Source organism: Agrobacterium sp. CCNWLW155 (assembly GCF_036888815.1).
Lineage (GTDB): Bacteria > Pseudomonadota > Alphaproteobacteria > Rhizobiales > Rhizobiaceae > Agrobacterium > Agrobacterium radiobacter.
On the sequence record NZ_JBAKFW010000015.1, the window covers coordinates 42,152 to 57,025 of the forward strand.

14 protein-coding genes are annotated in these 14,874 nt (G+C 60.8%); 7 read left to right on the forward strand and 7 right to left on the reverse strand.

Features of this window, described 5'->3' with window-relative positions:
* Window positions 1–88: 88 nt before the first annotated feature.
* A complete protein-coding gene (locus V6S97_RS25790; protein WP_334428010.1) occupies window positions 89–2,332 on the forward strand; it encodes a bifunctional diguanylate cyclase/phosphodiesterase in 2,244 nt (747 codons plus the stop codon).
* A 226-nt stretch (window positions 2,333–2,558) separates the two neighbouring features.
* Here V6S97_RS25790 and trhO read toward each other — a convergent pair whose 3' ends face one another.
* From trhO to V6S97_RS25805, 3 genes are all read right to left on the reverse strand, one after another.
* Complete coding sequence (gene trhO / locus V6S97_RS25795; protein WP_111792709.1) at window positions 2,559–3,503, reverse strand: oxygen-dependent tRNA uridine(34) hydroxylase TrhO; 945 nt, start codon at window positions 3,501–3,503, stop codon at window positions 2,559–2,561.
* Between the two features lie 275 nt (window positions 3,504–3,778).
* A complete protein-coding gene (locus tag V6S97_RS25800; RefSeq protein WP_334428012.1) occupies window positions 3,779–4,687 on the reverse strand; it encodes a CHAD domain-containing protein in 909 nt (302 codons plus the stop codon).
* Window positions 4,671–5,159, reverse strand: coding sequence for a CYTH domain-containing protein (locus V6S97_RS25805; protein WP_003505452.1), 489 nt, complete (start codon window positions 5,157–5,159; stop codon window positions 4,671–4,673). Before V6S97_RS25805 ends, V6S97_RS25800 begins: the two co-directional genes overlap by 17 nt.
* A 170-nt stretch (window positions 5,160–5,329) precedes the next feature.
* Between V6S97_RS25805 and V6S97_RS25810 the strand changes: the two genes are divergently transcribed.
* The 4 genes from V6S97_RS25810 to V6S97_RS25825 all read left to right on the forward strand — a co-directional run bounded on the left by V6S97_RS25810 (window position 5,330) and on the right by V6S97_RS25825 (window position 7,979).
* The gene (locus tag V6S97_RS25810) at window positions 5,330–5,968 is read left to right on the forward strand and encodes a 2-dehydro-3-deoxy-phosphogluconate aldolase (protein WP_003505453.1); all 639 of its coding nucleotides are present in this window, start codon (window positions 5,330–5,332) and stop codon (window positions 5,966–5,968) included.
* 108 nt (window positions 5,969–6,076) lie between these two features.
* The gene (locus V6S97_RS25815; protein WP_020812108.1) at window positions 6,077–6,772 is read left to right on the forward strand and encodes a tellurite resistance TerB family protein; all 696 of its coding nucleotides are present in this window, start codon (window positions 6,077–6,079) and stop codon (window positions 6,770–6,772) included.
* A 297-nt stretch (window positions 6,773–7,069) separates the two neighbouring features.
* Complete coding sequence (locus V6S97_RS25820) at window positions 7,070–7,756, forward strand: GNAT family N-acetyltransferase (protein WP_334428013.1); 687 nt, start codon at window positions 7,070–7,072, stop codon at window positions 7,754–7,756.
* A complete protein-coding gene (locus V6S97_RS25825; RefSeq protein WP_003505456.1) occupies window positions 7,749–7,979 on the forward strand; it encodes a hypothetical protein in 231 nt (76 codons plus the stop codon). The genes V6S97_RS25820 and V6S97_RS25825 overlap by 8 nt, the downstream gene beginning before the upstream one ends.
* On the opposite strand, the gene V6S97_RS25830 is transcribed toward V6S97_RS25825, so the two are convergent.
* The 3 genes from V6S97_RS25830 to V6S97_RS25840 form a co-directional block, all read right to left on the reverse strand.
* A complete protein-coding gene (locus V6S97_RS25830) occupies window positions 7,970–9,019 on the reverse strand; it encodes a nickel/cobalt transporter (protein WP_334428015.1) in 1,050 nt (349 codons plus the stop codon). The genes V6S97_RS25825 and V6S97_RS25830 overlap by 10 nt on opposite strands.
* Window positions 9,013–9,654, reverse strand: a complete 642-nt coding sequence (locus V6S97_RS25835) for a DUF1007 family protein (RefSeq protein ID WP_003505458.1) — start codon at window positions 9,652–9,654, stop codon at window positions 9,013–9,015. The genes V6S97_RS25830 and V6S97_RS25835 overlap by 7 nt, the downstream gene beginning before the upstream one ends.
* A gap of 107 nt (window positions 9,655–9,761) precedes the next feature.
* Window positions 9,762–10,940: a hypothetical protein gene (locus V6S97_RS25840; protein ID WP_334428016.1), complete on the reverse strand. Its 1,179-nt coding sequence runs from the start codon at window positions 10,938–10,940 to the stop codon at window positions 9,762–9,764.
* Between the two features lie 270 nt (window positions 10,941–11,210).
* Between V6S97_RS25840 and V6S97_RS25845 the strand changes: the two genes are divergently transcribed.
* Together V6S97_RS25845 and V6S97_RS25850 are read left to right on the forward strand one after the other, a co-directional pair.
* A complete protein-coding gene (locus V6S97_RS25845) occupies window positions 11,211–11,498 on the forward strand; it encodes a hypothetical protein (RefSeq protein ID WP_003505460.1) in 288 nt (95 codons plus the stop codon).
* 868 nt (window positions 11,499–12,366) lie between these two features.
* On the forward strand, window positions 12,367–13,548 hold the full coding sequence (locus V6S97_RS25850; protein ID WP_162690443.1) for an MFS transporter: 1,182 nt from the start codon (window positions 12,367–12,369) through the stop codon (window positions 13,546–13,548).
* 101 nt (window positions 13,549–13,649) lie between these two features.
* On the opposite strand, the gene V6S97_RS25855 is transcribed toward V6S97_RS25850, so the two are convergent.
* Window positions 13,650–14,642 (reverse strand): WD40 repeat domain-containing protein, encoded by a 993-nt coding sequence (locus tag V6S97_RS25855; RefSeq protein ID WP_334428017.1) that lies wholly within the window; start codon window positions 14,640–14,642, stop codon window positions 13,650–13,652.
* Between the last annotated feature and the right edge of the window lie 232 nt (window positions 14,643–14,874).

Here is a 14,874-nt window from a genome sequence, read left to right on the forward strand (position 1 = left end):
GAAGAATTTTTCAGAGCCGCTGCCGGACTGTCGTTTTATACCCGTGTTTTTTTGGGGCGGGGCCGCGATGCGGTTTAACGGCTTCTGAATGTTTCCTTCGGAAGATGATGCTTTCGAAGGGGATTTTATGCGGATTGCGCCGCGCAACATTGGGGACTATTTGCCGGTCGGGCGCAGAACCGCCGTGGGCGTTGTATTGTCCACCTTCGCGCTGGTGCTTCTCATCGTCACCGCGCTGGTCCTGTCCGCCCTCAGCCAGGTCCGGGAAAAGGCGAATTTGCTCGACAATGCCCGTTCGCGCGAGACGACGGCGGGTGCTCTCGTCACCTTTCGCGAACAGCTCGGCGCAACGCTGAATGACTACGCCGCCTGGGATGATGCCGCCGAATATGTCTACGCCCCTGATCGTTTTGACTGGGTGGCGAGCAATTACGGCGAGATGACGGTCAATAACGATCTTTTCGATACTGCCGTGATCATCGACGAGGATGACAAGGTCCGCATGGCCTATCAGAACGGCAAGCCGGCGACATGGACGCCAGACGCCTATTTCGCCGGCGGCCTTAAGGAAATGATCGATCGCGTGCGGTCCATGCGTCCCGGCATCACGTCGCAGGTCACGGGTTTCGTCAAAACCGGCGATGGCATCGCCGCAGCCGGTGTTGCGCTCGTGCGGCTGAAATCCGGAGCGCTGCCGCCGGTCTATGCGGAGCGGCGTTATCTGGTTTTTGCCCGTCACTTCAAACAGGCGACGGTGGACAAGCTTGCCCGCAACTACGTCATCGAAGGGCTGGAACTGCAATATGGCGACGGGCCTGCCGCCAACCATGTGGATATCGTCAATCCCCTAGGTGAGGTGCTGGCGCGGCTCGTCTGGCGCTCGCACCTGCCCGGAGATGTCAGCTTTCATGAGGCGCGGCCGGTGGTCTTTACCGCGCTTGGCATTGCCGGCACGTTTTTCCTCGTCCTGCTCATCATCGGTTCGGCCACGCTGGACCGGCTGAAGGCGGATGAGGCGGCGGCGCGGGAGGAGGCGCTGCGTGACCGGTTGAGCGGGCTCAGCAACCGCGCGGGTCTCTTTGCGAAGCTGAACCGCATGGTCGACAACGGCCGCCACGAAAAGACGGATATCAAACTTCTCTATCTCGACCTCGACGGCTTCAAGGAAATCAACGATGCCTACGGCCATGCCGCCGGCGACCGGCTGATCAAGGGCGTGGCCGCGGCGCTGAGGGTGCTGGTGCCGGAAGGCGCGGTGCTGGCGCGGCTTGGCGGTGACGAATTCGCCATTGCCATCCAGGGCAATGACGTCTGGTCGGAAGGCCGAAAACTGTGTCTGGCGCTTCTCGAACTCTTTACCGAGCCTTTCAGCATCGGTGAAAGGGTGGCGAGCATCGGCTGCAGCATCGGCACCTCGGTTTCCCGCGCCGGCGATATCAATGGCGAGGAACTGCTGCGGCGTGCCGATATGGCCATGTATCAGGCCAAGGAAAACGGACGCGGGCGTTATGTTTCCTATGAACTGAAGATGGATGCGCTGCGCGAGGAAAAGCTGCAGCTTGAAGCCGATCTGCGCTCCGCCATCCTGAACGACGAAATACAGGTGGTCTATCAGCCGGTCGTCAGCGCCGCCACGCGCTGCATTACCGGGGTGGAGGCGCTGGCCCGCTGGCAGAGGCCGGGATATGGTTTCGTGCCGCCGGATATCTTCATTGCGGCTGCCGAAACCAGCGGCCTGATCGACCGGCTCGGCCTTCTCGTCCTGCACAAGGCCTGCGAAACGGCGCGACAATGGCCGTCCATCAAGCTGTCGGTGAATATCTCTCCCGTGCAGTTCCGCAATCCGGCCTTCTCCGGCCATATCGCCGATATTCTTGACGCGACGCAGACACCGCCCGAAAGGCTGCGGCTGGAAATGACGGAAGGTTATTTCATCCAGCATCCGGAGCGGGCAAGTGCGGCGATCGACAAGCTGAAACAGCTTGGCCTGCATATTGCACTCGACGATTTTGGCGCCGGCTTCGCCAGTGTCGGGTATCTGCGCCGCTTCGGTTTCGACCGGATGAAGATCGACCGTTCGCTGATCATGGCGCTCGATAAGGGCGGCCGGTCGCTGGAAATGCTGCAGGCCACCGTGGCGCTGGCGAAGTCGCTCGATATTCCGGTGACGGCCGAAGGCGTGGAGACGGAAGAGCAGGCGGCTATCCTGCATCTGTGCGGCTGTGATGAATTGCAGGGTTACCTGTTCTCAAGGCCGGTCGCAGCCGAGGAGATTACCGTCATGCTGGATGGGCAGGATGCACCGCTCTTTGCGTTGCGGGCAGGGGCGTGAGGCTGATTACTTCCACCCATTCTTGATCACCTGAAGGTGCGGCCCATTTCTTCTCCCCGCCGGGGAGAAGGTGGCCCGAAGGGTCGGATGAGGGGGCCACGCTGCCGGATTTCGGAGAGCTTTCCCCCTCATCCCGCTGCCGCGGACTTCTCCCCGACGGGGAGAAGAAACACGGCGCCCGTTCAAACAAACCCCAACCGTTATGCATGCCGATAGCCGACCCGGCTTACCGCCCCAGATGCTGTTCGCCGCGCTTCTTTGCCAGTTCGATCTGCTGCTGCCGGTCGCGGAACCGCTGGCGGTCCTCGTCGCTGCGCTCGTCGTAACAGCTCGGGCAGGATACACCTTCCTCGAATTTGGGAGACAGGCGCACTTCCGGCGTGATCGGGTTGCGGCAGGCGTGGCAGAGTTGATGGTCGCCTTCGGCAAGGCCGTGGACAACGGAGACGCGCTCGTCGAACACGAAGCAGGCGCCTTCCCACAGGCTTTCTTCTTCCGGCACTTCTTCCAGATATTTCAGGATGCCGCCCTTGAGGTGATAGACCTCGTCGAACCCCTGTTCCTTCATGAAGGCGGTGGCCTTTTCGCAGCGAATGCCGCCGGTGCAATACATGGCGATCTTCGGCTTGTTGTGCAGGCCGGGATTGTTCTTCACCCAGTCGGGAAACTCGCGGAAGGTCTTTGTCTTCGGATCGACCGCGCCCTTGAAGACGCCGATGGCGGTCTCGTAATCGTTGCGGGTATCGATGACGATGGTGTCCGGGTCGGAGATCAACTCGTTCCAGTCGCGCGGGTCGACATAGGTGCCGACGATGCGGTTCGGATCGATATCAGGCACGCCCATGGTGACGATCTCTTTCTTGAGCTTCACCTTCAGCCGCACGAAAGGCATGTGCGAAGCGCGGCTTTCCTTGTGCTCCAGCGCGGCAAATTCCGGCTGGGCGCGCAGGAAGGAAAGCACGGCGTGAATGCCCGCATCCGGCCCGGCAATGGTGCCGTTGATGCCTTCGGCGGCAAGCAGCAGCGTGCCCTTGACGCCGTTCTTCTGGCAGAGCTCGAACAACGGCTCGCGCAGGCTTTCGAACCGCGGCAGGCGGGCGAAATGATAAAGCGCGGCCACAAGGAAATCACCAGAGGCTTCCGGGCGGGGGAGAATGGTCGTGTCGGTCATGGGCGCTGAAATACAGCGACGGCGGCCGCAAAGCAATATTTATCAGCGGGTCCGGGTATTTTGAAAATCGTCAAATATCTGACGGAGTGAGGCAAATGGGAGGCGCTTCGTGCCTCAAATCCGACATTGGCGAAAGCGCAAGACCTGTCTTCCGTCATCCTTGGGCCTGTTCCAAGGATCTAATCACGTCGCGCAAAATCGAAACGTTGCAGATCCTCGGGACAAGCCCGAGGATGACGCCGAGCCCGGCGGGACGTTTTCACGCCGTCTCCAGCCTATTTCGCCGCCTGCCGCCACAGCAGGCCGACGATGCGGCTTTCGGTGCGGGCGGATTCGGAAAAGACCTCGCCTGCCAGCGCAAGGCCTTCCGCGCGCAGCGCCTGCTGCCGCTGGATGATGGCGTCGAGCAGCAGGGCCAGCCGCTCGCCATTGCCGAACCGGTCCGGCTCGCGGTCGGCGACGGCGGCGAGAACCGAAAGATCGTGCTCGTGGCCAAGAATATCCACCAGCCGCTTGGTATCGGCCCGCTTGGCGCGCATGGCGGAAGGCCAGAGGCGGCGCATCAGGCCCAGATGCATCCAGTAGGCCTGCCCCGCCTTGCGCAATTCGTGGAAATGTTCGACGTCGGCCTGCTCGTGGCAATCGGTGAGCGCCTTGCGCGCCCTTTTTCGCTGTTTCGCCCAGGCGGTTCTTATCAGCCGCGCGGTGTCTTTCAATTCATCCGGCAGCGACAGCGCTTCGAGCTTCCTGCGCGCTTCCCGGCAGCCAGCGATGGCGGCGGCAATGGCCTCGTCGAGACCCGCTTCATGTTCTATGGCGTCGTCGCGGCGTGTGCGCAGCATCGCGGTGATCGATCGCAACGCTTCGCCCTGCGCGTCCGAGCGCGCGAAGGCATCGAGATATTCCGCCGTCTCCACCAGCGCTGTCGCATCCCGCGCAAAGGCGAGGGAGCGGGCGATATCGCGAATACGGGCATTTTCCTCGCGGCCGAAATCCGGCGCCGCCTCGCGGATGAGGCGGTAGAGGGCGCGCAGCCGCTTGAAGCGTTTGCGGGCCTCGTGCACCGCCTCGTGCGATCCCGATGGCTGATCGCGCAGGATCGTGATCGCATCGTCGATCAGTTCCAGCCCGGCGCGACGGATTTCGTCGTCGAAGGGCTTTTTCGGGTCAATTCTGAAGGGCATCCGACAGGTCTCCGTTCGGACAGTCCATGGCGAGCGACTGGTTGGAGAAGCGCTTGTCCCCGGTTACTTCGCGGCCCAGCCATGACGGCAGAGCGGGATCGGCATTCTCGTCATTCATTTCCACTTCAGCCACGATCAGCCCGTGATATTTCCCTTCGAAAACATCCACCTCCCAGGTGAAGCCGCCGTGATCGACGGTGTGGCGGGTTTTCTCGATCACCACGCCCGGCGCGCTTGCCATCAGCTCTTCGGCATCCTTGAGGGGTATGGAATATTCATATTCGTCGCGGACAAGCGCGCTTGCGCCGATCTTGATGGTCAGGGTCGCGTCACGCTGGTCGACGATCCTCACCCGAACCGAACGGTCTTCCACCGAGGCGACATATGCCTGCCGGAAAGCCATGCTATGCGTTACCTCATTACGCCATTCACCGCCTGCAACCAGAAACTTCCGTTCAATTTCCTTGGCCATGCTGTCTCCGCGAACTGGTGCTGCAGATTATCGCACTATGACATTATGATGAAGCGAATTGATTGAAGTATCTGGATAAAAATGCGGCTGGCGCGCCTCGACATGAAAGCCGAGGCAGGCTAATCCGTAGACGGAATTTCAATCGTTTCAAACGCGCAAGGAGGCTCATCTTGGCCCAGGACTCCGAAAAACTGCTCTCCATCCTCAAGCTCCAGCCGGTCGTGCCGGTGCTGATCGTGGATGACGCCGCTTCCGCCGTGCATTTGGCGCGCGCTTTGGTCGCAGGCGGCCTGAAGGCGATCGAGATCACCATGCGCACGCCGGCGGCGCTCGACGCCATCCGCGCGGTTGCGGCGGAAGTGGAAGGCGCGCATGTTGGCGCTGGCACCATTCTCAACGCCCGGGATTTCGAAGCGGCGGCCGAAGCCGGCTCCACCTTCATCGTCAGCCCCGGCATCAATAAAAGCGTGCTGGAAGCCGCGCGCGGTTCCAAGGTACCGCTGCTTCCGGGTGCGGCCACAGCCAGCGAAGTCATGGCCCTGCGCGACGAGGGTTATAAAGTGCTGAAGTTCTTCCCGGCCGAACAGGCCGGCGGCGCACCTTACCTCAAGGCGCTGTCTTCACCGCTCGCCGGCACCGTGTTCTGCCCGACTGGCAGCGTGTCGCTCAAGAACGCCAATGATTATCTCTCCCTGCCGAACGTCGTGTGCGTCGGCGGTTCCTGGGTTGCCCCGCGCGAACTGGTGGCGACCGGCGACTGGGCGGGCATCACCAAGCTTGCTGCCGAAGCCGCGGCACTGCGCGCCTGATTTGCGTCCCGTCAAACCCGTTCACGAAGGCGTGAGCGGGTTTGACATTTGTATTCGGCCCACGACTTCCTATCTCCCCTGTAGATTTGACCTTTACAGGAGATTTTGATGTTCGACGCCAAGAAGCTTCTTGAACAATTCCTCGGCTCTCAGGTGCCGGGCCTTTCGGGAAGCGTCCGTGACAGAGCCGGGCAGGCCGCCGATATCGCCAAGAACAATCCCCTGAAGGCCGGTGCCCTTGCCGCCGCAATTCTGGGCACCAAGACCGGCCGCAAGCTCGCCGGCAATGTCGCCACCATCGGCGGTGTCGCCGCCATCGCTGGCCTCGGCTATCTCGCCTACAAGAATTACAAGTCTGGCCAGGCCCCGGAAGCTGCGCCGAAACCCGAGCCGGAGCTTCTCGCCCCGCCCACAGATTCCGCCTTCCACCCGCAATCGCCGGCCCTTTCCAATGATTTTGCGCTGAAGCTCATCCAGGCGATGATCGCCGCCGCCAAGGCGGATGGTCATATCGATGAGAAGGAGCGCGCCAATATCATGGACAAGGTGCAGGTCTCCGGCATCGATGACGAAGCGGAGCGGTTCCTCGAAAAGGAACTGGCCGATCCGCTCGACATCGACGCGCTGGTGGCCGCCGCCCGCACGGAAGAGCAGAAGGTGGAGCTTTATACCGCCTCGCGCCTTGCCATCGAGGCTGATACGCGGGCGGAGCGGGGGTATCTCGATCTTCTTGCCGGGCGACTTGGGTTGCCGGATGCGCTGGTGGACCATATCGAGGCGACGGTGGTGGCGGCGAAGGTTTGAGGTAGTGCTTTAGGCTTGGGCACGAAGGTTTGAGCGTGTGGTTCACCCCCCTCTGCCCTGCCGGGCATCTCCCCCACAGGTGGGGAGATCGGCAAGACGCTCTTTCGCCACTTCCTTCTCGAACGTTGAGATGGGCGAGACTTTACCGCAGGTCGATCTCCCCCCTTGAGGGGGAGATGCCCGGCAGGGCAGAGGGGGTGAGCCACACCCGCCGAGACCACCGCATCCCACCCCACATGCCCTGTTGTCATCCCGCCCCGCTTGCCCTAATCCTTCTCCCAGCAAATGGGGAAGAGAATGCGCGATCTGAGTGATTTTAGGGGATGTCCGCCGCCGCAGCCGGTGGTGCTAAAGGGCCGTTACGTCACGGCCGAGCCGTTTGATCGCGAAAAACACCTCGCAAGGCTCTGGTCAGCCCTTGGCGGCGAGGGCACCAATGCGCTTCTCAAATATTTCCCGCAAAACGCCTTCCCTGATGCCGACGCCTTTGGCGACTGGCTCATCGGCGCGGGGCAGAAGCTTAACTGGGTCACGCTGGTCTTCGTGGAAAATGCCACTGGCGATATCGTCGGCATGGCGAGCTATATGCGGCCCGATCCGGCCAATGGCGTGGTCGAGGTCGGCTCCGTCGCCCATGGCGCGAAGATGAAGCGCTCGCCTCTTGCCACCGAAGCGCATTACCTGATGGCGAAACATGTTTTCGAGGATCTGGGGTATCGCCGTTACGAGTGGAAATGCCACAATGAAAACGAACCCTCCAAGATCACGGCGAAGCGTTATGGCTTCACCTTCGAGGGCGTTTTCCGCCAGCACATGATCTCGAAAGGCCAGAACCGCGATACGGCGTGGTTTTCGATGGTCGACGGCGAATGGCCGCTGATCGGCAAGGCCTTTGAAGCGTGGCTTTCGCCTGACAATTTTGCAGCCGACGGGGCGCAGAAGCGCAAGCTTGAAGATATCCGCGCGGAGCTTGCCAATGCCTGAAAAACCGACATCAGGGAAAAAGGACTGGTCGCCGGCAATTGCCGCCGCCCTCATTATCGTCGGTTTCGGGCTCGTGTTCTTCGTCATGCCGAAGATCATGTTGTGGCTGGGTGATTATTCGCCCTGGCTCGCCGCCGCCTTCGGTTCGGTTGCCGTGCTGTGTTTCTTCCTGCTGTTCTGGCTGCGCGCTCGTTACCAGCGCCGCCGCGATGATCAGAGCTGAAGCGAAGCGCCGAGCAGCAGCAGTCCCATGATCAGCACGAAAAGCGCGCCGGCGATTTCGATCGCGTGGCTGATGCCGGCCGCCTTGCGGCTGCCGGGGCCGGCGAAACGCACGGCGAGCCCCTTGGCCGAGACGGCCATGATGGCGAGGGCCGACACCGTTATGGCGGTGCCGAGCGACATGGCGAGCACGGAGAGCACGCCGCCGAGATAAAGCCCGTTCAGAAGCGCGAAGCTCATGACGATGATCGCGCCCGAGCATGGCCTGAGGCCGACCGCAATGATGGCCGACCATGCTTCATGCAGGCTGAAGTTCTTGCCCTTCAACAGCATGGGGTCCGGCGCATGGGACTTTCCGCAGGCGTTGCAGAGATCGCCGGTGCCGTTATGCTCATGATCCGCGAAAACCGGCTTGCCCTGAAAGCGCAGCCCCGTCCCCATGCCGGTGGTTCTGCCGGCCGTGGCTTCACCCGCCGTGGCAAAGACGGGGACGGGTTCCCGCCGGATGCGCAGTGACCAAAGCTTCCGCACCAGGAGCCAGGCGCCGAACAGTGCCACCATGGCGAAGCTGGCGATCTCCATCGCCTGCGTCGCCTTGGTCATGGTGATGGAGGTGCCGCGCAGCACCAGCCAGGCGGCCCCAACAAGGCCGATGGCCATCAAACCCTGAATGAGGGCCGAGACGAAAGAAATGAGAATGCCGCGCTTCAGCTGCGTTTCATTGGCGATCATGTAGGACGAAATGACCGCCTTGCCGTGGCCGGGACCGGCGGCATGGAAAACGCCATAGGCAAAGGAAAGGCCGATCAGCGAGCCGAGTGCCCAGCTGTCCTCGCGCATGGCCTTCAGCGCCCCGGTCAGCGCCCGGTAAAACATCTGCTGGTGCACGTTGATCCATTGCATCAGCGGTGCGAAGGGGCCACCAACGGAAAAGGAAGGCTCGGCCGAGCCGATGCCGAGCGGCGACTGCGCATGGGCGACACTGGCCACGGCGATGAGGCCGATGGCGACGGCGGCAAGGCGTGCCCTGCGGCTCAGCATGAGACCTCCAGCCGGGTGGCGAAGAGCTTGGTCATGTCGGTGCCGGTCGGATCGTTGAAAAAGGCGTCGGTCAGCGAACCCTGGTTCTGCGAGATTACCTCGTCGGGATCGGGGCGGACGATATGATGCTTGCAGGCATTCAGATCCTTGCCCTGTGTCGCGATATCGCTGTCCTTGGCGAAATCGATCGCCGTATACATCGTCGGATCCCAGGCGCCGAAGCTGAGCTTGCCCTTGACGGCGAGCGGCTTGGTCGGCTTCACGGAGAAGAACATCAGGATCTGCTGGTCCTTGTAGTCCACGTGAATGGCGTCGGGCTTGGAGAACTCCACCGGTTTTCCATTGGCGGTGATGAAGGTGTAATAGGAATATTCGGCGAGCGATTCCAGCACCGTATTGCCGATCTCGGCCAGCTCGTCCTTGTCCAGCTTCAGATCGCTGTTCTTGTCGTAATCCATCACCACGCTTGCCGAAAACATCTCGTCGAAACGCCAGATATTGCGCACTTCCTGAACGGTGCCGTTCGGCCCCTCGACGATTTCCATGCGGGCTTCGGCAAAGATGTGCGGATGCGCAGCCGCCGCGACGGGAACGCAGGCGAGGCCGGCCGCGAGGAGCAAAAAGCGTCTGTTCATTATCCGGTCTGTCCTGCCTTCGAATCTTGAAGACCCGACTCTAGCAGAAATTGGGACCGAATTTCGACCTGATGCGTCTGATCCTTCGCGCGGGCCGTCAAGGGATTTCAGAAGGTGCCGCTGAAACGCGACGTGATGCTGGAGCCGCTATAGGCGAGGTCGGTCTCGCGCTCACCATGCAGCAGGCGGTTGAACTCCAGCTCCAGCTTGCTGTTCTTGCCGGTATCGAAGGATAGCGTGGCGACCAGCCTGCGCTCGCTGGTATCGTAATTATAATAGATCCAGTCCTTATGGACCCGGTTCAGCGCAAGATCGAGCCCGACCTTTTCGGTGAGCCTGCTTTTCACGACGAGTTGCCAGCGACGGTGAAACTCGGCGATCGGATCATCCGGATCGAAAAGCGCATAGTCCTGCGAATAGCCGACGCCGAAGGCGATGCGCTCGGTGGCCTTCACCTCGGCTTCGGCCCGGAGATAGGGGCGGCTACGCTTCACCTGGTCGCTGATCTCGTCACCGGAAATGGATGTGAAGCCCGCCTCGGCCAGAACCGCGAAACGATCGGAGAACTTGTAACCATAGGCCAGCGAGCCGCGCAGCGTATTGGCAGGGAAACGTTCATATTTCTCCTGTTGCCCCTCGGGCACGACGATACGGTCATAAGCAAGCGTCAGGCCCGCCTCGCCGCCGGCCAGCGGCCGCGCATGTTCGGCCTTCAGCGATAAAAGCGCCTCGTTTGCCTCCAGCCGGGTGGGCATGAAATAGGCCGGACGGAACCGCGCCTTGCCCTTCATCAGGCTGGCAAAGCTTGCCGTCAGCGTGTTCTTGCCGCCGAGCGCAAGGATGCCGAGCTGGGAAGAGGCCTCCAGCTTGTGATCGAGCTGCCGGTAACCAATGTCTTCTTCGGGCAGATGCAGGAAGATGTCGCCGGCATCGCTGCGGGTGCCGCGTAGCTCGATGGCCCATTCCAGCTTTTCGGAAAACCGTTTCGTCAGTCCCAGCGCCGCGATGGTGTTGTGTTCATTGGCGAAGCGGTAACGGGGGAGGCGGACCTCCTCGTGTTCGAGCGAATAACGCAGCTCCGCACCATCAAGCACGACCTTGCCGTTGAGCCCGAAGCCGGCACGCAGCGAAATTGCGCTCAGCCTGTTGGTGTCGGCGAAATAATTGGTGTCATAAGCAATACCGGACTTATAGGTGACATTATGCTCATCAGCCTTTTCACCCGCCCGCGCGCCGCAGGCGCAGGCAAGGCCGAGAACAAGCGCGATATATCCCCCCAGCCGCATTCGCATCTCCGGTCGCTAATTAAGCAATATCTTATATTTGGATGGTTAATAAAGTTTCCCGCACCGTTTTACTTTCGTAACCGAAATTCATGGCGTCTATGCCGAAATAGAGATGGCGGGTTCGAAAAGACGATATGTAAAATTCTATTAAAATCACCAGTATTAAAGTTAACTGTTTATTGTAATATTAGCCTTTGCTTGAATTAGAATCCTCTAAATATACAGTTCAGTTACGCCAGATGGCGTGATCAAACAAAAGAGGAGAGAGAAATGATTGCAAAGTTCGCTTGTGTAGCCGCTATTCTTACTGTCGCTTCCGTTGGTCAGGCCAATGCGGGCGGTCTTCTGGGTGGCATCCTGTCCGGCAATAGCAACAAGGGCGGCGCCCTTGTCGTCGTCTCGCCGAGCATCGATCTCGGCGTCAGCGGCATCCTGTCCAATAACGGGATTCTGAACGGCAACAAGACCGGCATCCTGAACGGCCTGCTGAACGGCAACAAGACGTCAGTCGATGTCATCGACAACAAGAATGACGGCGGCAAGAAGCGCCGGCACTAACCGAAACATGAAGCGGGATGGCGAAACCATCGGGCTTTTCTCCATCCCGCTCCAGCGAAACAGTTCGAAAATCATCAGGGATTTTCGACGCGAACGATGCGCAGCGCATAAGCCGGCAATGAACCACGAGTTGCGTGTGTTTGACGCATGGCATTTCCGGCAAGAACAAACGGCGCATCGCATGACTGGAAGGGGGCCTTGCGGCCCTCTTTTTTTGTCCGGGTCGCCGACAGGAATGACCCACACAAAAGTGCGTGAAGACCACTACTCATGATGGTTTTGTGAGTCGTGTGAGCCCAGTTGCGGCAGAGCGGACGACCTATGAATGTCCGCGTGAATTCTGATTTATATTTGGTAAATATTGCAGATATTAATCGAAATACGCTCCATGGCGGTGTTTTTGCCTAAGCTATTTACGCGATTTTAACCACGATGTTCTTCAATCTGTGGGTGCGCTAACCCCGTCATGATGCTGCGCTTCTGGTCGCGAAATACTCGCAGCCCGCAGGTGACGGGATGTTATTTTCAAGGAGCTATCGCATGTTGAAACAATCCCTTCTCACGCTCGGCCTGCTCGGCGTTCTCTCCGGCGTGGCCGCTGCCGCCGGCGCCGTCAGCGAACACGTCGTCAAGGTTGGCCTTGGCGTGAAGTTCTGACGGTTATTCCGTTTTCGACAGGGGGCGGCGCAGCGTTGCGACGCCCCACACGCCTGATGCGGTGGCGCCGGCATCGATCCGGCGAAGCTTGAAGGCGTTCCGCCGGAAACGAAAACGCACATTGCCTTCCGCGCAGGCTTGAACAGCGGGCCGTTTTGATGTGATGGTGGGTTCCACTCCACTCCCGCTTGCCAGTCTCCAGTCGATTCCCATGCTACAGAAAAGCACTTCGCCGGGCGCTTTTGACCGTCAGGCCTATTTGATCGCGTTGCTGGTTTTCATCGCCGGCAGCACCAATGCGGCCATCGTGCCGTTTATCGGGTTCTACATCATCCAGGTGCTCGGCCATCCGCCGGCGACGCTCGGTCTTTACAGCGTAACGGCGGCGCTGGCCTCCATCGCTGCCAGCCGTCTTTATGGCGAGCGGGTGGATTCCGGCGTGCGGATCAGGCCGCTGCTCATGCTTTCCGTCGCAGGCGCCTTCGTGGCGGCGGCGGCCGCAAGTTTCGGGCATCTGGCGCTGCTGGTTGCGGTAACGGCGACGGGCATGGGGCTTTCCAACGCCGCCACCACCCTCGTCTTCAGTTACGGCCGTTATCATGGCCGGGTCGAGGCGCTCGATACCACCGCTTATAACGCCTTCCTCAGAATGACGGTGTCGCTGGCCTGGATGCTGCTGCCGGCTGCAGCTTTCCTGATCGTTGATCTCGCCGGCGCAAAAGCCGTCTTCGTGAATGCCATGCTGATGGCGGCCATCTGGGGGGCGCTTGCGTTTGCCATCGTGCCGCGTGGGCAGACCTGCCCGATGGAGCGGCGGGATGAGGGCGCGGCCGATGCGGGGCGCAACCTGCCGCTGCTGATGGCGGCGACGGCCAGTTTCTGCATGTCTTTCGCCCATGCTCTCTGCGCCTCGGCCCTGCCGGTATTTCTGGTGCGCGAGGTGGGCCTGCCGGATTATGCGCCGGGCCTTTCGCTCAGCGTCAAATGCGCCATGGAAGTCCTGCTTATCCTGCTCGCGCCGAGGATCATGCGCCGGATCAGCGCGCGGCTGCTTCTAAGCATCGCGGCGGTGACGGCGATCGTCGCTTTCAACATCATCGCTTCGGTCACGACCCTGCCAGCCATGCTGGTGGGGGCGGCCATGGAAGGTTCCTATTACGGCCTCTTTGCCGGTACGTGCCTCACCTTCGTGCAGGGCTTTGCCCGCGGGCGCACGGCGCGGGCGACGGCGCTCTACATGAATTCGATCTTTCTTGCCGCACTTTTTGCGGTGCCGCTGATGGGGTTCGTGTCGCAATATGCAAGCTTCGGCGCCTCCATCCGGCTTGCTTCGGTCGGTGCGGGCGCTGCGCTGCTGCTCTTGTTTCTGACGCGGCGGCAGGTGGCCGATTAGGGCGCTCCGGTCCGGGTGGGGAGGATTTTATCTGGCCATGCGCCCCGAAACATCCCTCATTCCTGTGACAAGGACAGGAATGAGGAGCAGGGTGTTGGCCCTCAAGCCGAAATATCGATGATCCCGCAATCGCCCGCTTCCGAGGCGAAGGCGAGCAATTTGCCGGTGGCGCTCCAGTCCATGGCTGTAATGGCGCCCTTGCCGGGGCGGCGAAGCAGGGCTTCCTTGCTGTCGGCCAGGCGCACACCGAGGATCATGCCGTCGATGAAGCCGATGGCGAGCACGTCTTCCACCGGGTGGAAGGCGACATTGGTGACCATGATATTGGCGCGGCTGCCGAGTTCTTCCGGGGCCTTGCCCATCGGGCCGTCCTTGCCGGAAAATGGCCAGACAATGGCGGCGGGCGCACCTGATGAGGCGAGCCATTTGCCCTTTGCCGACCAGGAAATGGATTTCACCTTGGCGGGATAACCGGTCATGCGCATGTGGCGAGCTTCCATGCCGCCCTTGGTCGCTTCCATCTTCCAGCCATGCAGGGCATTTTCCTGCATGGTGGTGACGAGGAACTTGCCATCGGGCGAGAAGGTGACGCCGGTATGCGCGCCCTTCCATTCCAGATCGACCGGATCGCCCGCGCTTGCCACCCAATGCAGCGTCACGCCGTTATAACGGGCGACTGCGATGCGCAGGCCCTTGGGCGCAAACGCGATGGCTTCCACCGTGCGCTCTTCCTTGAATTCCTTGACCGTACCGTCGGATAGCCGCACGAAGCTGGATTTGCCGACGCCATAAGCCACCGCCTTCTGCGGCCCGCCGGCAACGACGCCCACCCATTTGCGCGGCACATTGGCGAGCTCGCTGATACTGCCATCATGGCCGATGCGCAGCACACGGCCGTCTTCGCCGCCGGAAAGCAGCGTGGCGCTGTAGGGATCGCGAATGCAGGTCAGAAGCCCGTCATGCGCCTCTGTCACCTTCTCTCCGCCATCCAGCCGGTGAATGGTGCCGGCGGCGGTGGCAAACAGGGGAATGTCGCCGAGAAAATGGGTCGAGACCACGTGGCCTTCGATATCAAGCGGGGCAACAGTCGGCATGGGGCATCGGTCTTTCGTATCTGTGTCGGATGGGGTGACGATGTCGACCCCGGCGGCAGGCATGGTTCTAAAGCATTTCGGGCAAAAGCGGAACCGCTTTTACGTTCGGACGATTCGTGAAATCAAGGAGATAGAGCGATTTGTGGTAGAGGAACCACCCTACACGGCAGTTGAAAATCATTGACACTCCGGCGTTCCGGGCTCACCCCCCTCTGTCCTGCCGGACATCTCC

What these genes read in the sequence shown, in the direction of transcription:
- V6S97_RS25840 (WP_334428016.1), bottom strand. Translation starts at nt 10,940, where the DNA reads ATGCGGCTGGGGGGATATATCGCGCTTGTTCTCGGCCTTGCCTGCGCC.
- V6S97_RS25825 (WP_003505456.1), top strand. Translation starts at nt 7,749, where the DNA reads ATGCCTGAAAAACCGACATCAGGGAAAAAGGACTGGTCGCCGGCAATT.
- V6S97_RS25835 (WP_003505458.1), bottom strand. Translation starts at nt 9,654, where the DNA reads ATGAACAGACGCTTTTTGCTCCTCGCGGCCGGCCTCGCCTGCGTTCCC.
- V6S97_RS25820 (WP_334428013.1), top strand. Translation starts at nt 7,070, where the DNA reads ATGCGCGATCTGAGTGATTTTAGGGGATGTCCGCCGCCGCAGCCGGTG.
- V6S97_RS25815 (WP_020812108.1), top strand. Translation starts at nt 6,077, where the DNA reads ATGTTCGACGCCAAGAAGCTTCTTGAACAATTCCTCGGCTCTCAGGTG.
- V6S97_RS25850 (WP_162690443.1), top strand. Translation starts at nt 12,367, where the DNA reads ATGCTACAGAAAAGCACTTCGCCGGGCGCTTTTGACCGTCAGGCCTAT.
- V6S97_RS25800 (WP_334428012.1), bottom strand. Translation starts at nt 4,687, where the DNA reads ATGCCCTTCAGAATTGACCCGAAAAAGCCCTTCGACGACGAAATCCGT.
- V6S97_RS25790 (WP_334428010.1), top strand. Translation starts at nt 89, where the DNA reads ATGTTTCCTTCGGAAGATGATGCTTTCGAAGGGGATTTTATGCGGATT.
- V6S97_RS25855 (WP_334428017.1), bottom strand. Translation starts at nt 14,642, where the DNA reads ATGCCGACTGTTGCCCCGCTTGATATCGAAGGCCACGTGGTCTCGACC.
- trhO (WP_111792709.1), bottom strand. Translation starts at nt 3,503, where the DNA reads ATGACCGACACGACCATTCTCCCCCGCCCGGAAGCCTCTGGTGATTTC.
- V6S97_RS25805 (WP_003505452.1), bottom strand. Translation starts at nt 5,159, where the DNA reads ATGGCCAAGGAAATTGAACGGAAGTTTCTGGTTGCAGGCGGTGAATGG.
- V6S97_RS25830 (WP_334428015.1), bottom strand. Translation starts at nt 9,019, where the DNA reads ATGCTGAGCCGCAGGGCACGCCTTGCCGCCGTCGCCATCGGCCTCATC.
- V6S97_RS25845 (WP_003505460.1), top strand. Translation starts at nt 11,211, where the DNA reads ATGATTGCAAAGTTCGCTTGTGTAGCCGCTATTCTTACTGTCGCTTCC.